The sequence below is a fragment of the Paraburkholderia kirstenboschensis genome, from assembly GCF_032806925.1.
Taxonomy (GTDB): domain Bacteria; phylum Pseudomonadota; class Gammaproteobacteria; order Burkholderiales; family Burkholderiaceae; genus Paraburkholderia; species Paraburkholderia kirstenboschensis.
In genome coordinates, this window is sequence record NZ_CP136512.1 from 2,648,081 (window position 1) to 2,674,464 (window position 26,384).

The following is a 26,384-nucleotide window of genomic DNA, read 5'->3' on the forward strand; positions in this document are numbered from 1 at the left end:
AGTTTGCTATCATTACTGTATAAACGTACAGGTCATGCAAACTCTGTGGCAACCGATGCTCCGCCGGATTCCCTCGCCGGTGTCCCTTATTATCTGCTGAATTTCGAGCGTGCGCTTGCCTGGCTCGCGCAACGCTACGACGATCTGCTCGATGCGAGCGAGCGCGCTTTTCTCGGCACATTCGCGCGCTTGCCGCAGGCGTCGCGCGCGTTGCTGGTGCGGATGCTCATGCGCAAAGGCGCGTTGTTTCGCGCAAGTCGCCTCGCTTACGACGAAATCGGCTGCCCATTGCAAGCCGCCGCGCCCATCACGGCGCTCGGCTGGTTAGATTCCGCGCCGCACCTGACACTCGACGATCTGTTCGCCCTCACTACGCGCCCCGAATTGCTGGACATTTTCGCGGAGGCGCTTGCGCTGATTCCGGGCGCACGGAGTCTGCGCAAGCCCGATCTGCTGGAAGCATTACGCCCGTTCTATCGCGAACGGGACGAGCACGACACCGATAGCTGCATCGCGCGCCCGTTGTCCGCATGGCACCGTCAAACAACCGATTGCGTGTTTCGCGTCGACATTGCGGCGCTGTGCGAGCGTCTGCGTCTGATGTTCTTTGGCAATCTGCAACAGGACTGGTCAGAATTCGTGCTCGCCGATCTCGGCGTGTTCCAGTACGAGAAGGTGGCTTTCGGGCCGTCGTCGCGTGCGTTTCAGCAGCGGGCGGATGTCGATGTTTATCTCGCGTTGCACGCATGTCGTGACGAACTGGATTCGATAGAAACGTTCGGATCGCTGATTGATCTGGAAGTGGAAAGTGCCGCGCTCAATGAGCTCGTGGCTCGGGTCCAAAGAGTCGAAACGCCCAACTCGTGGCTCGAAATGCGGCGCGCCAAGCTACTCTTTCGCATCGGCCAGCATTGCGAGCGGCGGCAGATGTGGCCCACCGCGCTCGCCGTGTACGAGATTTGCGCATGGCCTGGCGCGCGTCATCGGCGCGTACGCGTGCTTGAACGGGCCGAGCGTTTCGACGCAGCGCTTTCGCTAGCGCTACGAGCTGCAGCATCGCCCGAAAGCGAGGAAGAGGCGCAGCGCGTTGCGCGCATGCTTCCGCGCCTGCGGCGCAAGCTCGGTGAGCCGGCGGTGCGCGCAGCCGCTGCACGAGCGGCTGAACGCAGCACGTTGACATTGGCCAGGCCGCAAGCGCCGCAGCCCGTTGAATACGTGGTGCGCGATCATCTGAGTTGCGAGTCAGCGCCGGTGCATTACGTCGAGAACGCATTGATCAACTCGCTGTTCGGACTGCTCTGCTGGGAACCGGTATTTGCGGCACTACCCGGTGCGTTTTTCCATCCGTTCCAGCGTGGTCCCGCCGATCTTCACGCGCCGGACTTTCATGCGCGTCGAGCCGAACAGTTCGCTGCGTGCCTTGCGCAACTCGAAAGCGGCGCGTATCGCGAGACGATTGCGCGGCATCTGCACGACAAGGCCGGCGTGCAGTCGCCGTTTGTGTTCTGGGGACTGCTTACGCCCGAGCTTGTCGCGACAGCGCTCGACTGCCTGCCCGCCGCGCATCTGAAATTGTGGTTCGAGCGTTTGCTGCTCGATATTCGCGGCAATCGCTCGGGTCTGCCCGATCTGATACGCTTCTGGCCCGCCGAGCGGCGTTATGAACTGATCGAAGTGAAAGGGCCCGGCGACCGCTTGCAGGACAACCAGATTCGCTGGCTAGCTTACTGCGTGCAGCACGGCATGCCGGTACGCGTGCTCGACGTGCGCTGGGCCGACGAAGCACTTGAGCATGCCGTCGCCGATCCAACCGCGGGCGCCCTGGCGCACGCCACGTTCACCGCGGAGCGCACGGCATGAGCTACGTCGTTGCCGTGCGAGCCATGTGCGAGTTCACCGCGCGACGCGGCGACCTCGATCTGCGATTCACACCCGCGCCAACCTCGCTGGAAGGCATGGCGGGCCACGTCACGGTCGCGGGCCGCCGTACAAGCGGCTACGAAACCGAAATCACGCTGACCGGTACGCATCGCAATCTCACCGTGCGGGGCCGTGCGGACGGCTACGATCCGGTGGCGCACCGCCTGGAAGAGGTCAAGACGCATCGTGGCGATCTCGAGCGCATGCCTGACAATCACCGCGCGCTACATTGGGCGCAGGCGCTGGTGTACGGACATTTGCTGTGCCGCGCACGCGGGTTCAACGAGTTGACCGTCGGGCTGGTTTACTTCGACATCGGCAGTCAGAAGGAAACGTTGCTCACGCAAACGCATACCGCGCGCGAACTGGAGATATTTTTTGTCGACCAATGCGAGCGGTTTCTGGATTGGTCCGTGCAGGAGGAGGCGCATCGTTTCGCGCGCAACGCCGCGCTCAACGCGTTGCAGTTTCCGCATGCGCAGTTTCGCTGCGGGCAGCGCGAGCTGGCGGTGTCGGTCTACCGCGCGGCGCGCGACGGCAAGCCGCTGATGGCGCAGGCGCCAACCGGCATCGGTAAGACACTCGCCACGATCTTTCCGTTGTTGAAGGCGTGCGCGACGGAGCAGATCGATCGCGTGATTTTTCTGACCGCGAAAACGCCTGGCCGTGCGCTCGCGCTCGACGCGATCGAAACGCTTCGCCGGAGCGCGGGGACTTTACCGTTGAGAACGCTTGAACTGGTGGCACGCGACAAAGCCTGTGAGCATCCCGACAAAGCGTGCAACGGCGAGTCCTGTCCGCTCGCGCGCGGCTTCTATGACCGGCTCGACGCGGCGCGAAGCACGGCGCTCGCGGGCCAGAGGCTCGATCGCGCCGCGGTGCGCGAAGCGGCGCTCGCGCATGACGTGTGCCCCTATTATCTGGGCCAGGAACTCGCGCGCTGGGCCGACGTCGTGGTGGGCGACTACAACTACTACTACGACAGCAGCGCAATGCTCTACGCGCTCACGCAGATCAACCAGTGGCGCATCGGCGTACTGGTGGACGAAGCGCATAACCTGCTCGACCGTGCGCGCCGCATGTACACGGCGTCGCTCGATCAGGCGGCGTTGCGGCTCGCGCGCAAGACGGCGCCGCCCAGCTTGCGCAAGCCGCTCGAACGGTTGCAGCGCGAATGGAATGCGGTCAAGCGCGCGCAAACCGCGTCGTATCAGGTCTATGCGGACGTGCCCGGCAAGCTGCTCTCGGCCGCGCAAAATCTGATTGGCGCGGTGACGGATCAGCTGGCGGAAGCGCCGCTCTCGTTCGACGAGGCGTCGCTGCGCTTTTTCTTCGACGCGATGCATTTCGTCGCGCTCGCGGAGCAGTTCGGCGAGCATTCGATTTTCGACATCACGCTGACAACAGACGGCCACGCACCACGCGACAAGACCAGTTGCACGCTATGCGTGCGCAATGTGATTCCCGCTCCGTTTCTCGCGCCGCGTTATGCGGCGGCGCGCACGACCGTCATGTTTTCGGGCACGCTTAGTCCGCATCATTTTTACCGCGATACGTTGGGTCTTGCGCAGGAGACGCAATGGCTCGACGTCGAAGGGCCGTTTCGCGCGGAGCAGCTACAGGTGCGTGTAGCCGGGAACGTGTCGACGCGCTGGCGCGATCGCGAACGTTCGCTCGAACCCATCGTCGATCTGATCGCAAAGCAGTACACGGCGCAACCCGGCAATTACCTGGGGTTCCTGAGCAGTTTCGATTACCTGCAACAGGTGGTCGCGCTGATGCGCGAGCGTCATCCCGGACTGCCGGTCTGGGCGCAGGAACCGGGCATGGACGAAGCGGCCCGCGACGCGTTTCTCGCGCGGTTTCGTAGCGCGAACCGGGGCATCGGCTTTGCGGTGCTTGGCGGCGCCTTTTCGGAAGGTGTCGATCTGGTCGGGCAGCAGCTGATCGGCGCCTTCATCGCGACGTTGGGCCTGCCGCAAATGAACGAAGTCAACGAACAGATGCGGCGCACGATGGACGCGCGTTTTGGCAACGGCTACGAATACATGTACCTGTACCCCGGTTTGCAAAAGGTGGTGCAGGCGGCGGGGCGCGTGATCCGCACCGAACTCGACGAGGGCGTCGTGCATCTGATCGACGACCGGTACAGGCGGCCAGAGGTGCGCCGCCTGTTGCCTCGGTGGTGGCAGGTCCGGTAATTCAATCGACGCGCGCAGCCCATGCCTTATTCGTGAGGCGACGTCGATCCCGGATTCGCCGGTGTGCCGGGCCCGCCCGCGGGCTTCGAGTCGACAGGAATCTGGTCTTCCACCGGCGCGTCGCCCTTCGAAGCGCCGTCGGGCGATGCACCGTCGGCGGACGGGCCGCTCGAAGGCGTTTGCTCAGGCGCCTGTTTCGGAGGCTCGCCCGCTTCGACGCGGGGCGCAACGCTGTCCGGGTCCCACGTCAGCAGATTGCGCTGCGGGTTCGCGATCTCGATGCCGCGCTCGCGGAACTGGTCGAGAATGCGCCGGTTGAATTCGCGCTGCACGCCCCAGCGCGCGGAATCGCGGCACTGCATCTGTCCGGCTAGCGTAACGGCTGAGCCGTCCACCGCGTCCACGCCCCAGAAGCTGAAGTCGGACAGAATGCCGTCCTTGAACTTCTCGTCTTCGCGCAGTGCGGCGCCGATTTCCTTGAGCGTGCCGATCGCGAGATCCACGTCCTGGCCGAATACGATGTTCACGCGAACGGCCGCATTGCCGATGCCGCGATTCGTATTGTTCACCGTCGATACCGAACTGAACGGCACGGTGAAAAGCGAACCGTCGCTGCCGCGCAGCCGCACTGTGCGGATCGACAGATACTCGACGGTGCCGGACACGCCCGCGAGCGTCACCCAGTCGCCGACTTGCATCGCGTTTTCCATCAGCAGGAAGATGCCCGTGATGAAATCCTGCACGAGCTTCTGCGAGCCGAAGCCGAGCGCCACGCCGAAGATACTCGCGCCCGCAAGAAGCGGCCCGATGTTCACACCGAGTTCGCTCAGGCCCGTGAGCACGACCACCAGTGCGATCACGCAGAAAAGACCGGTGCGCAGCATGGGCAGCAGCGTGCGCAGACGCGCGGCGCGCACGAGATCGCCGCTCGTGGTCCAGCGATCCAGCCGCTGCTCGACCGACACATTCACGCTTTCCCACACGATGAGCGCGATCATCGCCGCGACGCCGATCGTCACGATGGCCGACGCAAGGCGGTGGCCGACGCTGCCAGCGCGGAACAGCTCGCCCACATCGACGCCCCACACCTGGAGCAACGCGAGCGCGGTGACGATGCCGATGATCCACGAGATCACACGCCGCAGCAGCGGGTAATAGCGGTACGCATGCTGATGCACGAGCGACTTGCCGGCGGCGTCCTCCCGTCCGCTGAAGAGCCGCGCGAGCCCGCCGAAGACGACGATCGCGAGCACCCGCGCGCCCACCAGCACCGCGAGCGACATGCCGCCGAGATGCAGCAGCGCTTGATAACCGTTCTGCACGTCGAGCGCCCAGATGAACCATAGCGCCATCACGACGAAGGCCGAGAGCCACGCCCATGCATCGGCGAGTGCATTGCCGACCATTTCGAGCGACTTGCGCGCGGCCATGCGCTGGCGGATGAGTTCGCCGACCGGTTTCGCGCATTGCAGAATCAGAATCGAGATCATCAGGTGGCCGGCAAGCGCCACGACCTTCATCAGCGCGAGATGCGCCGCGTCGCTCAGGCCGAGCGAGTGCGCGATTTCCGCAATTGCGGAGCCCACGCCTACGACGCTGACAATCTGTATCACCCAGCGGTGTACGAACGCGGCCCATGCATCGCTCATCCGCAAGAGGCGCAAACGCGGCGCAGTGGGCTGCAGGAAAAAGCCGCTGACGATCACGATCACGCGGCACAGCACGTAGATATCGACGAGCGAATCGAGCGCGCGGTCTTGCGGCGTGCCGTCGTTGGTGAAGATCGACATGAGCGCGCTCGCCGCGCCGATGAATACCGCGAGCGGCAGCAGGCGCAGAACCGTGATCAACAGCGCGCGCGGCAGGCGCTGCAGGAGCGTCCAGTGATGCGTGGCGTTCTGCTTGCCCTTGGCTTCAGTGGCTTTGCCGCTCGCGGCCGTGGCTGACGGCGCGGGCGTGACGGCGGGCTGGCCGGTTGCCGGTGTCGTTGCCGCGCTTGCTGCGTGTTCCGTTTTTGCCTGCGCTCCCGCCTGCGCCTCGGCCCGTACCTCGGCGACCGGCGGGGCGGGCAGCGGCGGCGCGGCGTTCGGAGCGTCGGCGGGCTGCGGTTCCACGTCGACCGGCAAATCGGTGCGCGGTGCGTCTGCGGCATCGCCACGTTCGCGGCGCGCGGCGAGCGCGAAATACGCGCGACGCAACAGGCGACGCGCGAGCCATTCGAGCACGAGCGCGGGCAGCAGTGCGGCCAGCAGCGACCACGCGACGTGCGCGAGAACGGAGCGCGCGTGCGGATTCGTCGACTGCCAGTTCCACCACGCGCGCACCGAAGCGACGTCGAGGAGCGCCGTGATCGAGTTGCGCAGCGACGTGCCGAGGTTGACGGCCCAGTGCGCGCCCTGACGAGCCAGTTGCGACGCGAGCCCGTTGGATTTGAACGCGCTCGGCACGAGAGCCGCGGCGCCGCTCGCGGCGGCCGGCGCCGAGGCGGCCGGCGCGGCGGAGGCCGGTGTGCTCAGCGCGCCGGCTGCGGCGATGGCCTGCAAGGTATCCGCCACCTGGGCGCGGCGCTTGGGATCGTTGAGGACTGAGAGCGCTTGCCGCGCCTGTTCAGGGGTCAGGCTGACGGCAGCGCCCGAGGCGGCAGTGGCCGGGGTCACCGCCGCGGAAACGGCCGGGGCGGCGAGAAGGAGGAAAACGAGGAAGCAGGCGTGTAGTAATTTGCGCATAGGGTGTAAGACGGGGCTGCGGGAGCCGATGGCGTGCGGTGCATCGGCCGGTCTGGCGGTTTGATCGACCTTAACCGACAGGGCTTTTGTCGCACAAGTTCCTTTGGACTGCGGCCGCGTTGTGGATGACGACCGGTCGAGTGGGCGTGATATGGCGTAGGCAACAGGCGGAAGCAAATTGCTTGCCTGCGGGGATCGTGGAGGTGCCGGGCCGGGGCGCCGCTTGGCGGCGACGTGGAGGGGTTACTGCCCGGACCGACAGTCCAGGTCGGTGCGGGCTTGCCGCTGTCAGGGGCGGATTTGTCGCAGCCGCGCGCCAGAGCGCTGGGGCCGGGCCAAACCAAGCCGAAAACAAGGCCAAAACCAGATAAAAAAACCAGGCCAAAAACTAAGCAGAAGCCGCCGACATCAGCGTAGGCGCGCGCCGCTCGCGGTCGCCGTCCGCATCCGCATCCCCGTCGGTACCCGCGCTCGACGTGCGGCCACCTGAAGGCTCCGCATGCAGCCTGTCCGCATGCATCAGCCGGTACAGCGTGGCGCGGGAAATACCAAGCTCGGCCGCCGCCTCCGACAACTTGTAACCATGCCGCTGCAGCGCATGTTCGATCGCGTCTTTCTCGGCTTTGCTGCGAATTTCCGCGAGCGTGACGGCCGGCCCGTTGTCCGTCTCGGGCAAGCCCAGGTCGCTCGCGTTGATGAAGCGGCCCTCGCTCATCACGACGGCGCGGCGCACGCAGTTGATCAGTTCGCGCACGTTGCCCGGCCACGCATAGTTCGACATTGCGACGATTGCGTCGCTAGACAGTCCGCGCAGCTTGCGCGCGCCGTCCTGCCTGTACATGCTCAGCGCATAGTTCGCGAGCAGCTTGATGTCGCCGCCGCGCTCGCGCAACGGCGGCTCGACGAGGCGCAGCACGCACAGCCGGTGATACAGGTCGGCCCGGAAACGGCCTTCTTCGACCGCCTTGTCGAGGTCGACGTGCGTTGCCGAAATAACCCGCACATTCACGTGTATCGGCCCATTGCCGCCGAGCCGCTCGATCGTGCCTTCCTGCAGAAAACGCAGCAACACGGCCTGGCATTCGTGCGGCATGTCGCCGATTTCATCGAGAAAGAGCGTGCCTTCATGAGCGCTTTCGATTCGCCCGATCTTGCGTTGAAGCGCGCCGGTAAAGGCGCCGCGCTCATGGCCGAAGAGTTCCGCCTGCAACAGGCTCGGCGGAATCGCCGCGCAATTGATAGCGACGAACGGCCGGCCGGCGCGCGGCGAGCGCTCGTGGATCGCGCGCGCGGTCAACTCTTTGCCCGTGCCCGACTCACCGGCGACGAACACCGGCGCTTCGGTCGCGCCGCATTTGTCGATGCGCCGGTACAACTGCTGCATAGCCTCGCACTGGCCGACCATGCCGTGCCGTCCGAGCGACGGTTCCGGCGTTGCGGGCGCCTGCCGCAGCGCCGACAGCCCATGCGCATGGCCCAGCGCGAATACGAGCCGCTCGTTGAGCCACGGCCGCGTGACGAAGTCGAAGCAGTAATCGAGGATGAAACGGCTGACCAGTTCGTCATCCGCCTGGCCCGGCGCGATTTGAGCGACCCAGTTCGTTTCTGGCCGGCGCATGCACGAGGCAAGCGCGGACAGTTGCTGCGACGTGCAGTCTTGCGGCAGTTCGACGAGGCCGACCTTGATATTGTCGCGCTCGATCATGCGTTCCGCGCTTGCGGTGCTTTTCGCGTGTACGGCGTGCCAGGCGGATGCGGCGAGGAAGTCGGCAAGTTTCTTATCGGGCGAGTTCGACACGTAAAGAACGGTGCGTTCGGTGTCCGCAGATGCGAAAGTCATTTTCATTACCCCCGATTCGATGCTGCTTTCAAGACTGCTGTTCGACGTTGTAAGGATCGCAAGCCAGACCCGGCCTGCGGAATAAACGAGCCAGCAGCCTGGTTGCGAAACCGGGCATGAAGCTCTGGGCCATCGCCGGCGCTATTGCGCGCAACTCGGGCAATGGCCAATTCACCGTAACGTTATAGCGGGGCAAGCAGCGCAGCGTGAACTGCGAGGTGCCGCACATTCGCGGCAGACGGGTGAACGTTGCACATTGCAACCGCCGGAGTATTTCATCCCCGAATCACTTGTACCGTTTCTTATCTCGTTGGCTCTTTTGATCGCGCTCTAAACGGCGCGTGACTTAAACATAAGCGAAAGCGCTTTGGAATGCTATACAAACAAATCAGGAACCTGACAGGTTGCCCTCCTGACGGGCGTTTATTCGATTGCCGGCTGATAGTGGCCCCGTAGTGGCCTCATAGTGGCCGTATAGTCGCCCGATATACGGCACACTGCGCGGATAACCAGAAGCCGTTCGGACACGACACGTCAAGCCCCGTTATGCGCGGTGGAGTACAAAGCGCGTGAGCGAACCCCGCAAGCGCATGTCCATTCCGCCATTTTCGATGTTTCAGCAATGCAACAGAATCGACAGTGCGTTTTCGACCGCATCTCGACCGCCTCCATGTGCTGCTATGTCGGCAGATTCGATCCGAACTTGAACGCAAACCGCGAAGGGGCGCGGTGTAGCCGGATTCGACGCTTATGCAAAGCGCGTATTCCGTGGGTTCAATCTGCGTTTTACACGCGGCCGCAGCCTCGAAAAGCGTCTCGAATACGAATCATTGGAGCTTCGGCGCGTCGACGAAAAACCGGCGATAGCCGCGCGTGCCGGCAAACGCCCCGCGCGGCAGGACTTCGGCATGCATGGCATAGCCATTGCAATAAGCGAGTCACAGCGAATCTGTTGCTGCCGGTCGGCGAGGGAGAGGGGAAGTCAAAAACGACCGGCGGCACAACGACTTCGAGGACGCGGCCGGGGAAAGCCAATGCGTCCTACGAGGCTGCGACGGGGCCATGGGCAAGCGGACGTCACATAACACGGGGCGAATGACCGATGCGAAACGGTTGTTTCGCCACCCGACGACGCAAAGCTCTGACCTCGTCGATTTTTTCGTCTGTGGAGGTGGACGTGGTGGAGACATAACGACAGGTACCTCGCGCGGCAACGTTTGCGCGAGCGACATGCAAACAGGGAAGGGGCAGCGCACGGTCCGGACCAACCGGCGCGACGAAACGGGGAGAAGGCCAGAGCTTCCACAGAGAAGCGTACAAGCGAGGTGGACCGGGCGCCGTGTTCGCGTGTATTGCGTGAGCACGGCGGACCTGGAAGGCTGCCATGCAGCCGTCGGCATGTCACCGAACGGGGATGTCATGAAAGCACACGTTATCGACTCGGTCTGCGGGCCAGGCCACGACCGGCCAGCCACGGCACATATTGCAAAAGTTATCCGTCTTCGTTACCGGGCGCACGCCGGTGCGCCGCGCGCGTTATTTGCCGCGCCGCCGGTTGATCTGCTCACGCTCGTTATCGCCGACGCAATGAAGCGCAAGGCGCAGGCGGAGATCCAGCGCCCAGCGTTGCACGATGCATACGAGATGCCGGTTTCGCATGACAGGAACTACGATCGCGATTCGAAAATCCGTCAGCGGGAATACGGCGAATCGGATTGAGCGCTGTTCGTGAGTTGCGGGCGGCTCGCGCGAGTATCACGAACGATGAATGGACGCTGAAATTGTCGCGCCCGCGCGATGGCCGCTTCACGCTTCGTGGCATCATGTAAAGCCAGCCACAGTCAGCGAGCCGGGCGCGGCGTCCTTCATGGCCAACGATTCCAGCGGTTTTAGCGGCGTTTCTTCGATCCTCTCGAATCCGATTCTCAACACGGATTCGTACAAGGCATCGCACTATCTGCAGTACCCGCCCGAAGCGTCGGCGATGTTCTCGTACATCGAATCGCGCGGCGGGCGCTACGATTGCACGCTCTTTTTCGGCTTGCAGATGCTGATCAAGGAGTATCTGTGCCGGCCCGTCACAGCGGCGATGATCGAACAGGCGAAGGCGTTTTTCAGCGCGCATGGCGAGCCGTTCAACGAAGCCGGCTGGCGTCACATCGTCGAGCGGCACAACGGGTATCTGCCGGTGCGGATTCGCGCAGTGCCCGAGGGCTCGGTGGTGCCCACGCACAACGTGCTCGTCACCGTCGAATGCGACGATCCGCAAGTATTCTGGCTGGCCTCATATCTGGAAACCATGCTGTTGCGCGTGTGGTATCCGATCACGGTAGCGACGCAAAGCTGGCATCTGCGCAAGACGATTCGCGCCTATCTGGCAAAGACGAGCGACGACCTCACGCAACTGCCGTTCAAACTGCACGACTTCGGTGCGCGCGGCGTGTCGAGCGCGGAGTCGGCGGCAATCGGCGGCGCCGCGCATCTCGTGAGCTTCATGGGCTCGGACACGGTACTCGGCGTGGTCGCCGCCAACCATTATTACAACGAGAGCATGGCGGCTTTTTCGGTGCCGGCCGCCGAGCACAGCACGATCACCTCGTGGGGCCGCGAGCGCGAGACCGACGCGTATCGGAACATGATCGCGAAGTTCGCAAGGCCGGGCGCAATCGTTTCCGTGGTATCCGACTCCTACGATCTGTACGCCGCGCTGAAGGTTTGGGGCACCGATCTGAAGCAGGGCGTGCTCGAGTCCGGCGGCACGCTTGTAATCAGGCCGGATTCGGGCGATCCGCAGACTATCGTGTTGCAGACTTTGCATGCGCTGGAGGCGTCGTTTGGATCGGCGCTGAACAGCAAGGGGCGGCGCGTGCTCAACAACGTGCGAGTAATACAGGGCGACGGCGTGAATCCCGACTCGCTCGAGGACATTCTCGCCGCGATGGACCATGCGGGTTTCGCGGCGGACAACATCGTGTTCGGCATGGGCGGCGCGCTGTTGCAGCAAATCAATCGCGACACGCAGCGCTTTGCGATGAAGTGCTCGGCGATCCGCCTCGGCGACGCATGGCACGATGTGTCGAAAGATCCGGTCACGGACATGACCAAACGCTCGATGAAAGGACGCCTCACGCTGTTGCGCAATCGTCGAACGGGCGACTATCGCACGGCGACGCTGCCGCTCGCGCCGACTGTGGACGCGGACTCAGGCGAAGCCGATTGGGAAGATGCGATGATCACCGTGTTCGATTCCGGCAAACTGCTGGTCGACGTATCGCTGTCGGAGATCCGCGCTCGCGCGCATGCGCACGAAGCATAGCGGCTGCGCATCCAGGCCCGCAGGCGCAATGATTCGATACAATCCGGCGAACCGCGGTCATCGCGGGCTGTGATACGGCTTCGACACGGCTTCGACACGCGCTTCAATACAGGCAACGCAAATACCAGAACAATGAGCCATTCCAACACTGAACTGATCGAGCGCTTCTACACCGCGTTCCAGCGGCGCGACGCCGACACCATGATTGCCTGCTACGCCGACGACGTCGTATTCAGCGACCCCGCATTCGGTGAATTGCACGGCGACGAAGTGCGCGACATGTGGCGCATGCTCGTCACGCGCGCGCAGGATTTTTCGCTGACATTCGACAGCATCGAAGCCGACGAACATAGCGGCCGCGCGCATTGGACGGCAGGCTACGTGTTCAGCCAGACCGGCCGCCCGGTGGTCAACCAGATCGATGCGCGCTTTGCGTTCCGCGATGGGCTGATCGTCGAGCATCGCGACAGTTTCGATTTGTGGGCGTGGATGCGTCAGGCGTTAGGCGCACGAGGCGCGCTGCTCGGATGGTCGCCGCTCGTGCATCGCTCGATCCGTTCGCGGGCGAGACGAGGGCTCGCGCTCTATCGGCGCCAGGACCATAACACCTGAACGCGAGGGTTCGGGCCGATGCAGTATCCTTGTTTCATCCATCAGCGGGGACAGGTATGCCGGTAGTGGATGCCGCATGGCACGAATGGCTGCGCACCAACGCAGCGCGCGGCTGCACGATGGACTCGATGATCGAGGCCATGACGCAAGCGGGTTTTGCCGCCGACGCAGCCCGCGAATCAGTGCGCGCCGCCTTCCGCTCGAGTATGACGAGCGCAGCAACGGCGCCGGTTTCAGCGGCGGGCGGCACCGAGGCCGCGTTGCCGCAAAAGGCGCCGCAAGCGTACCGGTACGACGACGCGCCGGTCGCGCGCGGCAACACGATCCGCGCCCACGACCGCGACGTGCAGGTGTTGACGCGCTGTGAGCGGCCGCAGGTGATCGTGTTCGCGAACGTGCTGTCCGCGCAAGAATGCAGCGAGATGATCGAGCGTTCGCGACATCGGCTGAAACGATCGACCACCGTCAATCCCGCGACCGGTCGCGAAGACGTGATCCGCAACCGGACGAGTGAGGGCATCTGGTATCAACGCGGAGAAGACGCGTTGATCGAACGGTTGGAGCAGCGCATTGCAAGCCTGATGAACTGGCCGGTCGAGAACGGCGAAGGTCTGCAGGTTCTGCACTATGGCCCGACCGGCGAATACCGGCCGCATTTCGACTATTTCCCGCCCGATCAACCGGGCAGCGCGGTACATACGGCGCGCGGCGGCCAGCGCGTGGCTACGCTCGTCATCTATCTGAACGACGTGCCCGAAGGCGGCGAAACGATTTTCCCTGAAGCGGGCTTGTCGGTGGCGGCGAACCGGGGCGGTGCCGTGTATTTCCGCTACATGAACGGCCAGCGTCAACTCGATCCGCTGACCTTGCACGGCGGCGCGCCGGTGCTTGCCGGCGAGAAGTGGATCATGACGAAGTGGGTGCGCGAACGCGCGTACGTCTGATTCCGTACCAAGGGGCGCGAGGGGCGCCTTCGAACTCCCTGCTCAATTGCTCCGGTAAACGTCCGGGTCGTGCACTTCCATGAAAAGCGCCGGGTTCGACAAGGCCTCGAACCCGTGCGGGCGATACACGTGGTGCGCGTCTGTGGTCGCCAGCATGATTCTTCTCAAGCCCTGCAGCGACTCGCTCGCGAAGAGTTGCGCGAGCAACGCGTGCGCGTATCCCTTGCCGCGATACTCGGGCAGCACGAAAACATCGCACAGGTACGCGAAAGTCGCGTGATCCGTGACGACGCGCGCAAACGCGACCTGCTTGCCTGCGACATAGCCACCGAAACACAGCGACCCGGCAATGGCGCGTTCGAGCGTTTCGCGCGGCATGCCCTTCGCCCACGGCGTTTCCTGCGACAGAAACGCGTGCACCATTGCGATGTCGAGTTCGTCCTTGTTGCTGGAGATTCTCAGTTCGCTCAGTTCGTTAGGGGTTGCCACGCCGTCTCCCGATGTCCGTTAACCCTTGGCGGGACCTTCCGCGCCGCGCGAACCGCCGCCGATGCTCTGGCCCGCATCGCGTGAAAGACCCATGTAGCCGATCACGGACACGAGCGTCAGGACGCCCGCAAGCAGAAACGCGAGGCGGAAATCGTCGAGCGTGAACACGCGGCCGGTCGTCTCGCCGTTGAAAAACGCCGCAGCCCGCAGCGAGACCGCGCCGAACGCAATGCCGAGGCCTATCGTCATTTGGGCCGCCGCGCTCCATAGCGTGCTGGCCGCGCTCATTTGCGGCTGCGCGACGTCGGCGTAGGCAAGGGTGGCGAGTGTCGAAAACTGCATCGAGCGCGCAACGCCGTACACGAACACAACGATCAGCACGAGCGCAAGCGGCACGTCCGGCGTCAGCAACCCGCACGCAATGATGAAGATGCCCGCCACGGTTACATCGACGATCGACACCATACGGAAGCCGAAACGCTGCAGGATCCTCGTGGTCAGCGCTTTCATGCCGAGATTGCCCAGCGCGCTGGCGAGCAGCAGCAGTCCCGACTTGAACGCAGACAAGCCGAAGCCGACCTGGAACAGCAGCGGCATCAGATAAGGTACGGCGCCGATGCCAATGCGCGTGAAGGAGCCCGTTATCACTGTCACTGAAAACGTCGGGATCTTCAGTGTGGAAACGTCGATTAACGGATGCGGATGCCGCTTCGCATGCTGGAACGCAACGGCGCCCACCAAAAGACCGGCGGCGATGACCGCCCCGGCTATCCACGGGTTCTCGGCGGGCTGGCTCGCCAGTTCCGCGCCGTACAGAATCGCGGTGAGCGCGGTGCCGCTGAGCAGCAAACCGACCACGTCGAGCGGCTTGCGTTCGCTGCCGCGCAGGTTGGGCACCAACGCGAGCGCCACGGCCATTGCCACGAGACCGAACGGCACATTGAGCAGGAAAATCCAGCGCCATGACGCATACGTGGTAATGAAGCCGCCGACGGGCGGGCCGATCACCGGCGCGGCAATCGCGGGCCATGTAATCGTTGAAATGGCCTGCATCATGCGGCTTTTTTCGGTGCTGCGAACCACGATCAGCCGGCCAACCGGCACCATCATCGCGCCGCCGATGCCTTGCAGCAAACGTGCGGCGGTGAATTCCGCGACGTTCTGCGACAGCCCGCACAGCACCGAGGCGACCGTGAACACGCCGATCGCGCTGAAGAACACGGTGCGCGAGCCGCAGCGGTCGGCAACCCAACCGCTCGCGGGGATGAAAATCGCCAGCGCCAGCATGTAGGCCGTCATGCCGAGACTGATGCTGTTGGGCCCGACGCCGAACGAGTGCGCCATCTGCGGCAGCGCAGTCGCGATCACCGTGGTGTCGAGATATTCCATGAAAAACGTCGCCGCGACGATATACGGCAACCAGGCGGCATGCTTCAGAGGCGTGCTGCTCGCGTTCATTGCACGGCTCCCGGCAGCGCGCGCGCGCGTGCGTCGTGAAGGCCGCGAACGCCCGGGCGAATTCCACGCGAGATACGCAATGCTATGCACTTCATGTTTTCGACTACCTTTCGAAGACGTGTTTGCGCCGTCCATACAAAGCGGACGAGCGACAGGAGCGGGGCCGGGGCAGCGCGTCGGTCATGCCGCGAGCGGAATGACGAGCGCCGGGACGCGTATCGCGGTGATATATCGCCGGCCCTGAATCCTATCGCAATCACGAGCGCTGCATCGGCGAGCGTGGCACAGACAAATGAAATGCGCCCCGGCCAAAAAAGCGCGCCACTCACGCAGAGCACGGCGCGTGCCGTGCGCCGCTGTCAGCAAACACGTTTCGATGCGACGCGCGGTTCAGTCCTTCGCCGCGTATTCGCGATCCAGCCGGTCGTACAACGGCTTGTTCACGAGACGCTGGCGCTCGCTGAACGGAGCGACGAGCGTCGCGTCCTCGTCGAGGCGGCCGTTGCCCTTCAGGGTCCCGAGCGCGCGTTGCATCCCGAGCACCGCACCTTGCAAAGCGGCGTTCGCATATAACACGATGCCGTAGCCGAGCTTCCCGAGCGCTTCACGCGATTGCACCGGCGTCTTGCCGCCGATCACGATGTTGATCAGCTGCGGCTTGTCGAACAGCGAGGGCAAACGCTCGATGTCCGCCAGCGACTCCGTCGCCTCGATGAAGAGAATGTCGGCACCCGCTTCGATGAAGCGATGGCCGCGCTCGATCGCGTCTTCGATACCGTGGACGGCCGCGGCGTCGGTGCGCGCCATGATCTGCAGATTGCCGTCCTCGCGGGCGTCGACCGCCGCGCGGATCTTGCCGGCCATTTCGCTCGTGCCGATCACTTCCTTGCCGGAAAAGTGGCCGCACTTCTTCGGCATCACCTGATCTTCGAACTGGATGACGTCGGCGCCGCTGCGTTCCAGCACGCGCACGGTCTGGCGTACGTTCAACGCGTTGCCGAAGCCGGTGTCGGCGTCGACGATCAGCGGCAGCGCGACCGCATCGCGGATTCGCGCGGTGTGCTCGGCGACTTCGGCGAGACCAATGAAGCCGAGATCGGGCAAGCCGAGCGACATGTTGGTGACGCCCGCGCCGGTGATGTAGATCGCCTCGAAACCTGCGTCCTCGATAACGCGAGCGCTCATCGCATTGAAGGCGCCGGGCACCAACAGGCCCTGGCGCTCGTTGACCTTGGCGCGGAAGGCGGCGCGGCGCGTGGCGGAAGTTGTCATGACGGTTGTCTCCGGGGAAAAGGTGAGTAAGGCGAACGGGCTGGAAGTTGCAGAAAGTATGCCAATACCTGGGCGCGGGGAACTATCCAAGCGGAATCAAGCGCTTGGGTGAGGCGAGCGCGCGGCCGGCGTTTCGTGGCAGAATACGTGAGCGTTCCATGAAACGTTTCGCGGAACGTTTCAACTTTCTGTCTTGGAGCGTCTCACGTGTCGACCTTTGCTCCGTCTCTTATCAACGCAGATCCGGCCCGCCCGGGCATTGCATTAGTCAGTATCAGTCGCCTGGAGTCGCTTTGCGAGACTATTGCGCCGCGCTACGCCGGCCGCGCGAGATTTTTCTCGATCCGCGAAGGCTATGGCGCGGCTGTCACCGCGCTACAGGCGCACCTCGATGCGGGCTCCGTCGACGTCGTCCTCGCGGCGGGCTCGAACGGCGCCTATTTGCGCGACCACCTGAGCGTGCCGGTCGTCATGGTGAAGGTGAACGGCTTCGACGTGCTGAGCGCGATCACCCGCGCCACCACCCTCTGGCCCAGCGGGCCGATCGGGCTCGTGCTGCACGAAACGATCTCGCATGAACTGGCCGATCTCAGCGGCTGGTTGAGCGTCGGCATGAAACAGCGCGGGTACCGCTCGGTCGATGAAGTCAGAACCGCAGTGAGTAACCTCGCCGCCGAAGGCTGTCGCGTGATCATCGGACCGGGCATGGCTTGCGATCTGGCGCAGCAGGCGGGTCTGGAAAGCGTGTTCCTGTACTCGCTCGGCGCCGTCGAGGAAGCATTCGAGCGCTCGGTCGAACTGGCGCGCGTGAGCCGGCAGAAGGAGTCCAAGCGCGTGCGCCTGAACACGATCGTGGCGCATCTGCGCGACGGCGTGGCGGCCTTCGACGACGCCGGTCAGCTCGAAGCCGTCAACCCGGCCATGCTCGATCTGCTGGGCCTCGAGCGCGACCGGGACCTCCCGGCGCAACTCGCGCGGACGATCGGCCCGTGGCTGCGCAAGGCGCTGCAAGGTGACGGCGCGCTCGAGGAGCGCGTCGAGCAGATCGGCGAGCGTTCGGTGATCGTCAATTGTGTGCCGATAGTCGAGCAGGGCGCGCGCTCGGGGTTCGTCGTGACCGCGCAGGACGCGCTGGTTGCACAGCGGATCGACCGGTCGCTGCGCACCAGTCAGCGGCCCAAGCATCTGGTTGCGCGGCATCGGCTGGACGATCTGATCGGCGAGTCGGCGGCGCTCGAACGTGTGCGCCGGCTCGCGCGGGCCGGCGCGGCGCACGACGCCACCGTCTTATTGACCGGCGAGAGCGGCACCGGCAAGGAACTGGTCGCGCAGGGCATCCACAATGCGAGCCCACGGCGCGGCAATCCCTTCGTCGCGTTCAATTGCGCGGCGCTGCCTGAGGGGCTGATCGAAAGCGAACTGTTCGGCCACGAGGAAGGCGCGTTCACCGGCGCGCGGCGCGGTGGCAAGCCGGGCCTGTTCGAAATGGCCCACACGGGAACCATTTTCCTCGATGAAATCGGCGAAATGCCGCCCGCGCTGCAAAGCCGGCTGCTGCGCGTGCTCCAGGAACGCGAGGTGATGAAACTCGGCTCGGGCCGCGCGACGCCCATCGACGTGCGGGTGATAGCCGCCACGCACCGCGACCTGCACGGGCTCGTCGACGAGGGCGCGTTTCGCGCGGATCTGTATTTTCGTCTGAATCTGCTTCAGATAGAATTGCCGCCGCTGCGCGAGCGGCGCGCGGACGTCGCTCCGCTCGCGCGGCACTTGTTAAGCCGCAGTGCGCTCCAATATGGGTTGTCTGAAGCGGCGATCGGGCGCGCGCTGAAGTTTCTGGCGCCGCTCTTCGAGCGCTACGCGTGGCCGGGCAACGTACGCGAACTGGAAAATCTGCTGGCGCGCGCAGCGATCTATCTCGGCGATGCTGCAAGTGATCAGCGCGACGATCCGGACGGCAGCATCCAGCCCGATTTGCTGGCGCTCTTCCCCGAATTCAGCCGTATGGGACATGCAGGCGTGAGCGCGAGGCTTACCGAAACTTCCGCGGATGCCGCCACCTCGGGCGCCGGCCGCGTCGCGCCAAGCCGTGACGACGTATTGAAGGCGCTCGAACGCTGCGGCGGCAACCGCGCAGCGGCAAGCCGGGCGCTGGGCATCGGACGCACTACGCTCTGGCGGCTGCTGAAAGCAGAAGGCGTGCGATAGCCGGCGGGGCCGGATCAGATAGTACAAATCTATCAATATAATTAAAACAATCCACTTTACCTATTAAGCGCTGTCTGACATACTGACTCCACTTTCCAACCACTCAGAAAGAGGACTCAGTAAATGCCGATCATCAATAGTCAAGTCAAACCGTTCAAGGCACAGGCTTATCACAATGGCGATTTCGTGACCGTCACTGAAGAAAGCCTGAAGGGCAAGTGGTCGGTTTTCGTTTTCTATCCGGCCGACTTCACGTTCGTTTGCCCGACCGAACTGGGTGACCTGGCCGATCGCTACGCCGATTTCCAGAAGCTCGGCGTTGAAATCTACAGCGTGTCGACCGACACGCACTTCACGCACAAGGCGTGGCACGACACGTCGGACACGATCCAGAAGATCAAGTACCCGATGATCGCTGACCCGACTCTCGCAATCTCGCGCAACTTCGACGTGCTGATCGAAGAAGAAGGTCTGGCGCTGCGTGGCACGTTCGTGATCAATCCGGAAGGCGAGATCAAGCTGTGCGAAGTCCACGACAACGGCATCGGCCGTGACGCGGGCGAACTGCTGCGCAAGGTGCAAGCTGCGCAATACATCGCGGCGCATCCGGGTGAAGTCTGCCCCGCCAAGTGGACGCCGGGCGCTGAAACGCTGACCCCGTCGCTCGACCTGATCGGCAAGATCTAAGGTCTAGCAGCTTCAAAGCCTCAGGCAGTAGTTGTAGCGCCTTCGCGGCGCATCGGCGTGCGGGCCGCTTCATACAGCGGTTCGCGCGTCCCCGATTCGCCCGTGTCCTATCGGACACGAGCGGGACCGGGAACCCAACACCCCATCGTCACGGAATCGAATAGCCATGCTTGATGCCAATCTCAAGACTCAGTTGAAAACGTACCTCGAAAAGGTTAGCAGGCCTATCGAGATCGTCGCGTCGCTTGACGACAGCGCAAAATCGCAAGAGCTGCTGGCATTGCTGAACGATATCGCGACGTTGTCGGAACGCGTCACCGTGATCGAGCGTCGCGATGACAGCGAACGCAAGCCGTCGTTTTCGATCGGCGAGCCGGGCAAGGACATCGGCATCCGCTTCGCGGGCATTCCGATGGGGCATGAATTCACGTCGCTTGTCCTCGCATTGCTGCAGGTCGGAGGCCATCCGGTCAAACTCGACGACGCGGTGATCGAACAGATCCGCAGTCTCGACGGCGACTATCAATTCGAAACGTATTTCTCGCTGTCGTGCCAGAACTGCCCGGAAGTCGTGCAGGCGCTGAACGTAATGGCGCTCATCAACCCGCGCATTCGCCACGTGGCGATCGACGGCGCGCTGTTCCAGAACGAAGTCGACGCACGCCAGATCATGGCTGTGCCGACCATGTTTCTCAACGGCGAAGTGTTCGGCCAGGGCCGTAGCGGCGTGAAGGAAATCCTCGCGAAGCTCGACACCAACGCCGGTGCGCGTGCCGCGAAGGAACTCGAAAAGAAGCCGGTGTTCGACACGCTGATCGTCGGCGGCGGCCCCGCCGGCGCGGCTGCCGCGATTTATTCGGCGCGCAAGGGCATTGCGACCGGCGTTGTCGCGGAACGCTTCGGCGGTCAGGTGCTCGACACGCTGGCTATCGAGAACTTCGTCTCCGTAACGGAGACCGAAGGGCCGAAGTTCGCCACGGCGCTCGAACAGCACGTGAAAACGTATGAAGTCGACATCATGGACGTGCAGCGTGCCGAAGCGCTGATCCCCGGTCGCATCAACGAGGTGCGTCTCGCGAACGGCGCGGTGCTGAAGGCCAAAACGATCATTCTCGCCACGGGCGCACGCTGGCGCGAAATCAACGTGCCGGGCGAGCGCGAGTACCGCAATCACGGCGTGGCGTACTGCCCGCACTGCGATGGACCGCTGTTCAAGGGCCAGCGCGTCGCGGTGATCGGTGGCGGCAACTCGGGCGTGGAAGCGGCAATCGACCTCGCGGGTATCGTCCGTGATGTCACGCTGTTCGAATTCGGCGCTACGCTGCGTGCCGACGAAGTGCTGCAACGCAAGTTGCGCAGCCTCGCTAATGTGACCATCGTCACGCAGGCGCAGACTACCGAAATCACCGGCGACGGCAAGAAGGTCAACGGTCTCGTCTACAAGGACCTGCGTTCGGGCGAAGTGAAGAGCGTCGAACTGGAAGGCGTATTCGTGCAGATCGGTCTGGTGCCGAATACCGAGTGGCTGAAGGGCACGGTGGAGTTGTCGAAGCACGGCGAGATCGTCGTCGACGCACGCGGTGCGACGTCGGTGCCGGGCGTGTTCGCGGCCGGCGACGTAACCACGGTGCCGTTCAAGCAGATCGTGATTGCGGTCGGCGAGGGCGCGAAGGCATCGCTCAGCGCGTTCGATCATCTGATCCGCAACAGCGAGGAAACGGAAGCCGTTAGCGAGGTCGAAGCCGAAGCTGCGGTTTGACGATAAGGCTTCGCATGTAGTGAACGACGGCGGCCCGCGGGCCGCCGTTTTTATTTGGTGGGCGGATGTGTACACGGCTCCCCGGCAAATTGCGTTGAGAGCCGGCGCAAGCCGCAAAAAAGCCGCCCGGTTGTGAAACCGGGCGGCTCTTGCTCAAGCATAAGCCTCTGGAGGCGAACGGCTTAGGCCCACAACTCCGACACTTCGTTATCGCGCAGATCGAACACCAGCACTTCCGCGTCGCGGCCGTGGGCGAAGGTCAGCGCTTCCTCACCGCGCACACGGGCGCCGTCGCCTTCGCCGAGTTCCACGCCGTTGACCGTCACACTGCCGCGCGCCACATGCACGTACGCATAACGGTTGCTCGCCAGATGCAGTTGCGCGGTTTCGTCGCCGTTGAAGAGTCCGGCATAAACGCGTGCGTCCTGTTGCAACACCAGCGAACCGTTCGCGCCGTCCGGCGACAGAACGAGGCGCAGCGCACCGCGCTTGTCGTCCGCGCTGAAGTGCTGTTGCTGATAGCGCGGCGGGGTGCCTTTTTGCGCCGGTGCTATCCAGATCTGCAGAAAGTGCACCGGCTCGCTCTTCGAATGGTTGTATTCGCTGTGCGCCACCCCGGTTCCCGCGCTCATCAACTGGATGTCGCCCGGCACGATCACCGAGCCGGTGCCCATTGTGTCCTTATGCTCAAGTGCGCCTTCCAGCACGTACGAGAAGATTTCCATATCGCGATGCGGGTGCTTGCCGAAGCCTTGGGCCGGTGCGACACGGTCGTCGTTGATCACGAGCAGATCGGAGAAGCCGTTCTGCTTCGGATCATGGTAGTTCGCGAACGAAAACGTATGACGCGAACTGAGCCAGCCGTGTTCCGCGCGGCCGCGTTGATTGGCATGTCTGATTTCAAGCATCTTTTTCTCCTGTCGACCAGAGTCTGCGTGAAGCGCATGTTCTGGGGTCCATGCAACTTGCGTTGCGGGCGATCCGGGCAAGTGCTTGTCCGTGATCCATGAACGACAGTTTAGGTCAACTCCGAGGGCTATAATCGGCAGGAAAATGGAAACACCGTCGCGTCAAAGTGGACAATAACCAATGCAACTCGATGACATGCGCATCTTCGTCGCTGCGGTCGACGCTCACAACTTCACCGCTGCCGCAAAGCGCCTCTCGCTGTCGAAGCAATTCGTCAGCCGTCGCGTCATGGCGCTCGAAGAAGCGCTCGGCGTGCCGCTCCTCGTCCGCAACACGCGCAAGCTGGCCGTCACGGAGCTGGGGCAGGAGTTCTACGAGCGGGCCAAACGCATCCTGGGCGAGGTGGAGGAAGCGGAGCAGGCCATGTCGCTGCGGCGAGCCGGGCCGCGTGGGCTGCTCAAGGTGAGCGCGCCGATGTCGTTCGGCATGATGCATCTGTCGCCGCTCGTCGCGGACTTTCTGCGCGAGCATGGCGACGTGCGCTTCGACATGGAGTTGAGCGACCGCACCGTCGACGTGGTCGGCGAGGGCTTCGACATGGCTGTACGAATCGGCGTGTTGCCTGATTCCACGCTCATCGCGCAAAAACTGGTGGATGTGAGTCTCGTCGCGTGTTGCAGCCCGGGCTATCTGCGCCGTCGCGGCGCGCCCGCCACGCCTGCCGATCTCGCGCGCCATTCATGCCTGCTGTACGGGCACGGCGGCGTGGTGACGTGGGATTTTGCAGTGGAGGGCGCGTTGAAGGGCTTTGAGGTACACGGGCCGCTGCGCGCCAACAATGGCGACCTGATCCGCGATGCGGCGGTGGCCGGGCTCGGAATAGTTCGGCTTCCTGATTTTATTGTCGCCGACGCGCTCCGAAGCGGCCAGCTGGTCACGGTGCTCGATGAATTCCTGCCGAGCCCGACGGGTGTCTATGCCGTCTACCCTCAGCATCGGCAAAGCTCGCTGACCATTCGTGCTTTCGTCGACTTTCTGCGCAAGCATCTGAAAAAGCGTCTTGCAACGTAGTTATCAGCAGCAACGGCCCAACGTTCGAGAACGAACTCGGGCCGCTGCATGGCTCTGCGATCAGCCGTCGCGGAAGATAAAGCTGTAGCCGTTCAGGGCAGGCACGCCGCCAAGATGGGCATAGAGCACGCGCGAGCCCTCGGGAAATTCGCCGTTGCGCACCATGTCGATCATTCCGTGCATCGACTTGCCTTCGTACACCGGATCGGTGAGCACGCCTTCCAGGCGGGCGCATAGGCGGATCGCTTGCAGCGTGCCGTCGTTCGGCAGACCGTATTCGGGGCCGCCGAAGCGTTCGTCGAGCACGACGTCGTTTGCCGTGATATCTCGCCCGAGGCCCACTTTCTCGGCGGTTCGACTGGCGATTCGCGTGATCTGCTCGCGGGTCTGCGCCGGTTTCGCTGACGCGTCGATGCCGATCACCCGATCCGCGCGGCCGTCGGCGGCGAAACCCACCACCATGCCCGCTTGCGTGCTGCCCGTCACCGAGCACACCACGATGTAGTCGAACTTGAAGCCGAGTTCCGCTTCCTGCTGGCGCACTTCCTCTGCGAAACCGACAAAGCCGAGACCGCCCAGCGGATGGTCCGAGCAGCCTGCCGGAATCGCGTATGGCTTGCCGCCGGCGGCGCGCACGCTTTCGAGCGCGTCTTCCCAGCTCTTGCGAAAACCAATGTCGAAGCCGTCCGGCACGAGGCGCACGTCCGCGCCGAGAATGCGCGACATCTGGATGTTGCCGACGCGGTCGTACACCGCGTCCGAATAGTTGACCCAGTTCTCCTGCACGAGCACGCACTTCATGCCGAGATGCGCGGCCACGGCCGCGACCTGGCGCGTCTGATTCGACTGGATGCCGCCGATCGACACCAGCGTGTCGCAACCTTGCGCGAGCGCTTCGGGAATCAGGTATTCGAGCTTGCGCGTCTTGTTGCCGCCGAACGCGAAGCCGCTGTTGCAATCCTCGCGCTTGGCATAGAGATGCACCTTACCGCCCAGATGATCGCTGAGCCGCTTGAGCGGCTGGATGGGTGTCGGCCCGAAAGTGAGCGGATAGCGGGGGAATCGTTGCAGGTTCATGGTATCTCCGTGGTCGGTGAGTTCGGCGCGGTGAGCGGGAGCCGCGTTCAACACATGGTAGAAAAAACGCCGGGAAATGAGCTTGCGAAGAAATTCACGCAGGCGAAATTTTGGTAGTGCGACAATGCAGAACACCTATCATAATTGTGCATAACTCCGAATGAACAAAACAAAAGTTCGCAACCTCGCGGCAACGCGCGTCACGGCAAGCACCCACGCAGATCCGCTCCAATCGCTCGATCGCATCGACCGGGCGATCCTGCGTCAATTGCAAACGGACGCGTCGATCTCGAACGTCGCTCTCGCTGCGAAGGTGAAACTGAGCGCGCCCGCTTGCTTGCGGCGAGTCGAGCGGCTCAAGGAATCGGGGTTGATTCGTGGCGTTGTCGCGTTGATCGACCCGAAAGCAGCGGGCGCCGGCATGCTCGTCATCATCGGCGTGGTGCTCGATCGCTCAACGCCCGAATCGTTTGCCGAGTTCGAGAAAGCCGCGCAGAAAGTGGCGGGTTGCATGGAGTGCCACGTCGTGACCGGCGAATTCGATTACTTCATGACGATCCGCACGCGCGACAGCGACAGCTTCAATCGTCTTCACGCGGAACAGCTGCTTTATTTGCCGGGCGTGCGGCAGATCCGCTCGTTCATGGTGCTCAAGGAGATTTTGTCGACCACCCGATTTCCGCTCTGAGGCTCGTCGTGATCAGGCACGAAGCGAGAAAGGCGCGCATGCTGTCATTAACGCGGCGCATGTGCGACTAACACTGTGGACACTCGAGTCATACGCAACCCGCGCCGGCAAGAGTGAACCGCGTGCCTTTACGAAGGCGGAATCAGGACAGGACATCATGAACATGGACAAACATATCGACGGCAAGCGCGTCCGCTCGCGCGCGGCCAGGCTTTCACTCTCCGTTGGCTTCGGCGCGCTCGCGCTGCTGCTGGCGCAACGAATGGCATTTTCATCTGAGGGCGCGGTAGCGATCGCGCCGCCCGCGCTCGATGAGCCGGTCGCCGCAGCCACGGCTCACGAGGAAACCGCCGTGTTCGCAGGCGGCTGCTTCTGGGGCGTGCAGGGCGTGTTCCAGCATGTGCGCGGCGTGACGCAGGCGGTGTCGGGCTATTCGGGCGGCCAGCGCGACACCGCCAGGTATGAAACGGTCAGTGGCGGCGCGACCGGCCACGCGGAATCCGTGCAGGTCACGTTCGACCCCACGCAGGTCACCTACGGCCAGTTGTTGCAGGTGTATTTCTCGGTGATTCACGACCCGACGCAACTCGATCGCCAGGGGCCGGATAGCGGCACGCAATATCGTTCAGCGGTGTTTCCCCTGAACGATATGCAGCGGCGCGTCGCACAGGGCTACATCGCGCAACTCGAGAAGGCGCATGCGTTCGCAGCGCCGATCGTGACCAGGGCGGAGCCGTTCAAAGGCTTCTACCCCGCGGAGTTCTATCACCAGAACTATTTGACGCAGCATCCGAACTCGGCGTACATCGCGCTCTATGACATGCCGAAGGTGGCCAATCTGAAGCGTATGTTCCCCAATCTGTATCGCGACACGCCGGTGCTCGTTCAGGCAGCGCAATAGAGAGGTTGACGTCGTGCCCGTTGTTCGCGTGTAGGCGCGCCGTCGCTGCGGCGGCGCTTTCATCCCAATGCTTTTCTAACGACGAGCGCAGCCCGCAGCCTTCAACGGAGGCCCGCCTTGCACAGCTGCAACGCGGTCGAGGCGTGCCTCCACTACGTAGGCCCATAGCTTGCACTAGCACGTCCGTCGGCAAAACTTTCGCATAGTCTGTTATGACGAATACCTTTGCAGGAAGCTTGTTCCTGCTGTGGGCAGACTCTCAATCGTGCGCGTTTTGCCGTGCAAATGCGTGTCGGTTGCTGAAAA

Annotated in this window: 19 protein-coding genes; 12 read left to right on the forward strand and 7 right to left on the reverse strand. The window is 63.4% G+C overall.

Translation table 11 applies throughout. The features are described 5' to 3' along the window. Positions 1-45: 45 nt before the first annotated feature. Both RW095_RS20880 and RW095_RS20885 read left to right on the forward strand, forming a co-directional pair. Complete coding sequence (locus RW095_RS20880; protein ID WP_317018070.1) at positions 46-1,860, forward strand: VRR-NUC domain-containing protein; 1,815 nt, start codon at positions 46-48, stop codon at positions 1,858-1,860. Next, the gene (locus RW095_RS20885; protein ID WP_317018071.1) at positions 1,857-4,121 is read left to right on the forward strand and encodes an ATP-dependent DNA helicase; all 2,265 of its coding nucleotides are present in this window, start codon (positions 1,857-1,859) and stop codon (positions 4,119-4,121) included. Before RW095_RS20880 ends, RW095_RS20885 begins: the two co-directional genes overlap by 4 nt. Before the next feature lie 26 nt (positions 4,122-4,147). On the opposite strand, the gene RW095_RS20890 is transcribed toward RW095_RS20885, so the two are convergent. Then, positions 4,148-6,847: a mechanosensitive ion channel family protein gene (locus tag RW095_RS20890; protein WP_317018073.1), complete on the reverse strand. Its 2,700-nt coding sequence runs from the start codon at positions 6,845-6,847 to the stop codon at positions 4,148-4,150. A 388-nt stretch (positions 6,848-7,235) separates the two neighbouring features. Beyond that, positions 7,236-8,693, reverse strand: coding sequence for a sigma-54 dependent transcriptional regulator (locus tag RW095_RS20895; RefSeq protein ID WP_317018074.1), 1,458 nt, complete (start codon positions 8,691-8,693; stop codon positions 7,236-7,238). A 1,413-nt stretch (positions 8,694-10,106) separates the two neighbouring features. Between RW095_RS20895 and RW095_RS20900 the strand changes: the two genes are divergently transcribed. From RW095_RS20900 to RW095_RS20915, 4 genes are all read left to right on the forward strand, one after another. After that, entirely contained in the window at positions 10,107-10,406 is a 300-nt protein-coding gene (locus RW095_RS20900) for a hypothetical protein (RefSeq protein WP_317018075.1), read from the forward strand. A gap of 148 nt (positions 10,407-10,554) precedes the next feature. Further along, complete coding sequence (locus RW095_RS20905) at positions 10,555-12,003, forward strand: nicotinate phosphoribosyltransferase (RefSeq protein WP_317019913.1); 1,449 nt, start codon at positions 10,555-10,557, stop codon at positions 12,001-12,003. 132 nt (positions 12,004-12,135) lie between these two features. Beyond that, entirely contained in the window at positions 12,136-12,615 is a 480-nt protein-coding gene (locus RW095_RS20910; protein WP_317018077.1) for a nuclear transport factor 2 family protein, read from the forward strand. Between the two features lie 56 nt (positions 12,616-12,671). Beyond that, entirely contained in the window at positions 12,672-13,559 is an 888-nt protein-coding gene (locus tag RW095_RS20915) for a 2OG-Fe(II) oxygenase (protein WP_317019914.1), read from the forward strand. A 42-nt stretch (positions 13,560-13,601) separates the two neighbouring features. Here RW095_RS20915 and RW095_RS20920 read toward each other — a convergent pair whose 3' ends face one another. The 3 genes from RW095_RS20920 to RW095_RS20930 all read right to left on the reverse strand — a co-directional run bounded on the left by RW095_RS20920 (position 13,602) and on the right by RW095_RS20930 (position 16,778). Continuing rightward, positions 13,602-13,982, reverse strand: coding sequence for a GNAT family N-acetyltransferase (locus tag RW095_RS20920; RefSeq protein WP_317019915.1), 381 nt, complete (start codon positions 13,980-13,982; stop codon positions 13,602-13,604). An 84-nt stretch (positions 13,983-14,066) separates the two neighbouring features. Further along, complete coding sequence (locus RW095_RS20925; protein WP_317018079.1) at positions 14,067-15,506, reverse strand: MFS transporter; 1,440 nt, start codon at positions 15,504-15,506, stop codon at positions 14,067-14,069. Positions 15,507-15,896: 390 nt separating this feature from the next. Then, positions 15,897-16,778: an isocitrate lyase/PEP mutase family protein gene (locus RW095_RS20930; protein ID WP_317018080.1), complete on the reverse strand. Its 882-nt coding sequence runs from the start codon at positions 16,776-16,778 to the stop codon at positions 15,897-15,899. A 207-nt stretch (positions 16,779-16,985) separates the two neighbouring features. Here RW095_RS20930 and prpR point away from each other — a divergent pair, with 207 nt between their 5' ends. The 3 genes from prpR (at position 16,986) to ahpF (ending at position 21,432) form a co-directional block, all read left to right on the forward strand. After that, positions 16,986-18,986 (forward strand): propionate catabolism operon regulatory protein PrpR, encoded by a 2,001-nt coding sequence (gene prpR / locus RW095_RS20935; RefSeq protein ID WP_317018081.1) that lies wholly within the window; start codon positions 16,986-16,988, stop codon positions 18,984-18,986. 123 nt (positions 18,987-19,109) lie between these two features. Then, on the forward strand, positions 19,110-19,673 hold the full coding sequence (gene ahpC, locus RW095_RS20940; RefSeq protein ID WP_020067922.1) for an alkyl hydroperoxide reductase subunit C: 564 nt from the start codon (positions 19,110-19,112) through the stop codon (positions 19,671-19,673). A 166-nt stretch (positions 19,674-19,839) separates the two neighbouring features. Further along, positions 19,840-21,432, forward strand: coding sequence for an alkyl hydroperoxide reductase subunit F (gene ahpF, locus RW095_RS20945; protein ID WP_317018083.1), 1,593 nt, complete (start codon positions 19,840-19,842; stop codon positions 21,430-21,432). A 182-nt stretch (positions 21,433-21,614) separates the two neighbouring features. Here ahpF and RW095_RS20950 read toward each other — a convergent pair whose 3' ends face one another. Continuing rightward, complete coding sequence (locus RW095_RS20950) at positions 21,615-22,340, reverse strand: pirin family protein (protein WP_317018084.1); 726 nt, start codon at positions 22,338-22,340, stop codon at positions 21,615-21,617. A gap of 181 nt (positions 22,341-22,521) precedes the next feature. Between RW095_RS20950 and RW095_RS20955 the strand changes: the two genes are divergently transcribed. Continuing rightward, positions 22,522-23,412: a LysR family transcriptional regulator gene (locus RW095_RS20955; RefSeq protein ID WP_317018086.1), complete on the forward strand. Its 891-nt coding sequence runs from the start codon at positions 22,522-22,524 to the stop codon at positions 23,410-23,412. Between the two features lie 60 nt (positions 23,413-23,472). On the opposite strand, the gene RW095_RS20960 is transcribed toward RW095_RS20955, so the two are convergent. After that, positions 23,473-24,489 (reverse strand): 1-aminocyclopropane-1-carboxylate deaminase, encoded by a 1,017-nt coding sequence (locus tag RW095_RS20960; protein WP_128596931.1) that lies wholly within the window; start codon positions 24,487-24,489, stop codon positions 23,473-23,475. Between the two features lie 160 nt (positions 24,490-24,649). On the opposite strand from RW095_RS20960, the gene RW095_RS20965 reads away from it, so the two are divergent. Both RW095_RS20965 and msrA read left to right on the forward strand, forming a co-directional pair. Continuing rightward, positions 24,650-25,177 carry an Lrp/AsnC family transcriptional regulator gene (locus RW095_RS20965; RefSeq protein ID WP_317018088.1) on the forward strand — a complete coding sequence of 176 codons (528 nt, stop codon included), beginning with the start codon at positions 24,650-24,652 and terminating at the stop codon, positions 25,175-25,177. Positions 25,178-25,334: 157 nt separating this feature from the next. Then, complete coding sequence (gene msrA, locus RW095_RS20970; RefSeq protein ID WP_317018089.1) at positions 25,335-26,078, forward strand: peptide-methionine (S)-S-oxide reductase MsrA; 744 nt, start codon at positions 25,335-25,337, stop codon at positions 26,076-26,078. Positions 26,079-26,384 lie beyond the last annotated feature (306 nt).

Bases quoted from the DNA above. Each gene is read 5' to 3' on its own strand.
- RW095_RS20885 (WP_317018071.1), top strand. From the start codon at position 1,857: ATGAGCTACGTCGTTGCCGTGCGAGCCATGTGCGAGTTCACCGCGCGA.
- RW095_RS20890 (WP_317018073.1), bottom strand. From the start codon at position 6,847: ATGCGCAAATTACTACACGCCTGCTTCCTCGTTTTCCTCCTTCTCGCC.
- RW095_RS20895 (WP_317018074.1), bottom strand. From the start codon at position 8,693: ATGAAAATGACTTTCGCATCTGCGGACACCGAACGCACCGTTCTTTAC.
- RW095_RS20900 (WP_317018075.1), top strand. From the start codon at position 10,107: ATGAAAGCACACGTTATCGACTCGGTCTGCGGGCCAGGCCACGACCGG.
- RW095_RS20905 (WP_317019913.1), top strand. From the start codon at position 10,555: ATGGCCAACGATTCCAGCGGTTTTAGCGGCGTTTCTTCGATCCTCTCG.
- RW095_RS20910 (WP_317018077.1), top strand. From the start codon at position 12,136: ATGAGCCATTCCAACACTGAACTGATCGAGCGCTTCTACACCGCGTTC.
- RW095_RS20915 (WP_317019914.1), top strand. From the start codon at position 12,672: ATGCCGGTAGTGGATGCCGCATGGCACGAATGGCTGCGCACCAACGCA.
- RW095_RS20920 (WP_317019915.1), bottom strand. From the start codon at position 13,982: ATGGTGCACGCGTTTCTGTCGCAGGAAACGCCGTGGGCGAAGGGCATG.
- RW095_RS20925 (WP_317018079.1), bottom strand. From the start codon at position 15,506: ATGAACGCGAGCAGCACGCCTCTGAAGCATGCCGCCTGGTTGCCGTAT.
- RW095_RS20930 (WP_317018080.1), bottom strand. From the start codon at position 16,778: ATGACAACTTCCGCCACGCGCCGCGCCGCCTTCCGCGCCAAGGTCAAC.
- ahpC (WP_020067922.1), top strand. From the start codon at position 19,110: ATGCCGATCATCAATAGTCAAGTCAAACCGTTCAAGGCACAGGCTTAT.
- ahpF (WP_317018083.1), top strand. From the start codon at position 19,840: ATGCTTGATGCCAATCTCAAGACTCAGTTGAAAACGTACCTCGAAAAG.
- RW095_RS20950 (WP_317018084.1), bottom strand. From the start codon at position 22,340: ATGCTTGAAATCAGACATGCCAATCAACGCGGCCGCGCGGAACACGGC.
- RW095_RS20955 (WP_317018086.1), top strand. From the start codon at position 22,522: ATGCAACTCGATGACATGCGCATCTTCGTCGCTGCGGTCGACGCTCAC.
- RW095_RS20960 (WP_128596931.1), bottom strand. From the start codon at position 24,489: ATGAACCTGCAACGATTCCCCCGCTATCCGCTCACTTTCGGGCCGACA.
- RW095_RS20965 (WP_317018088.1), top strand. From the start codon at position 24,650: ATGAACAAAACAAAAGTTCGCAACCTCGCGGCAACGCGCGTCACGGCA.
- msrA (WP_317018089.1), top strand. From the start codon at position 25,335: ATGAACATGGACAAACATATCGACGGCAAGCGCGTCCGCTCGCGCGCG.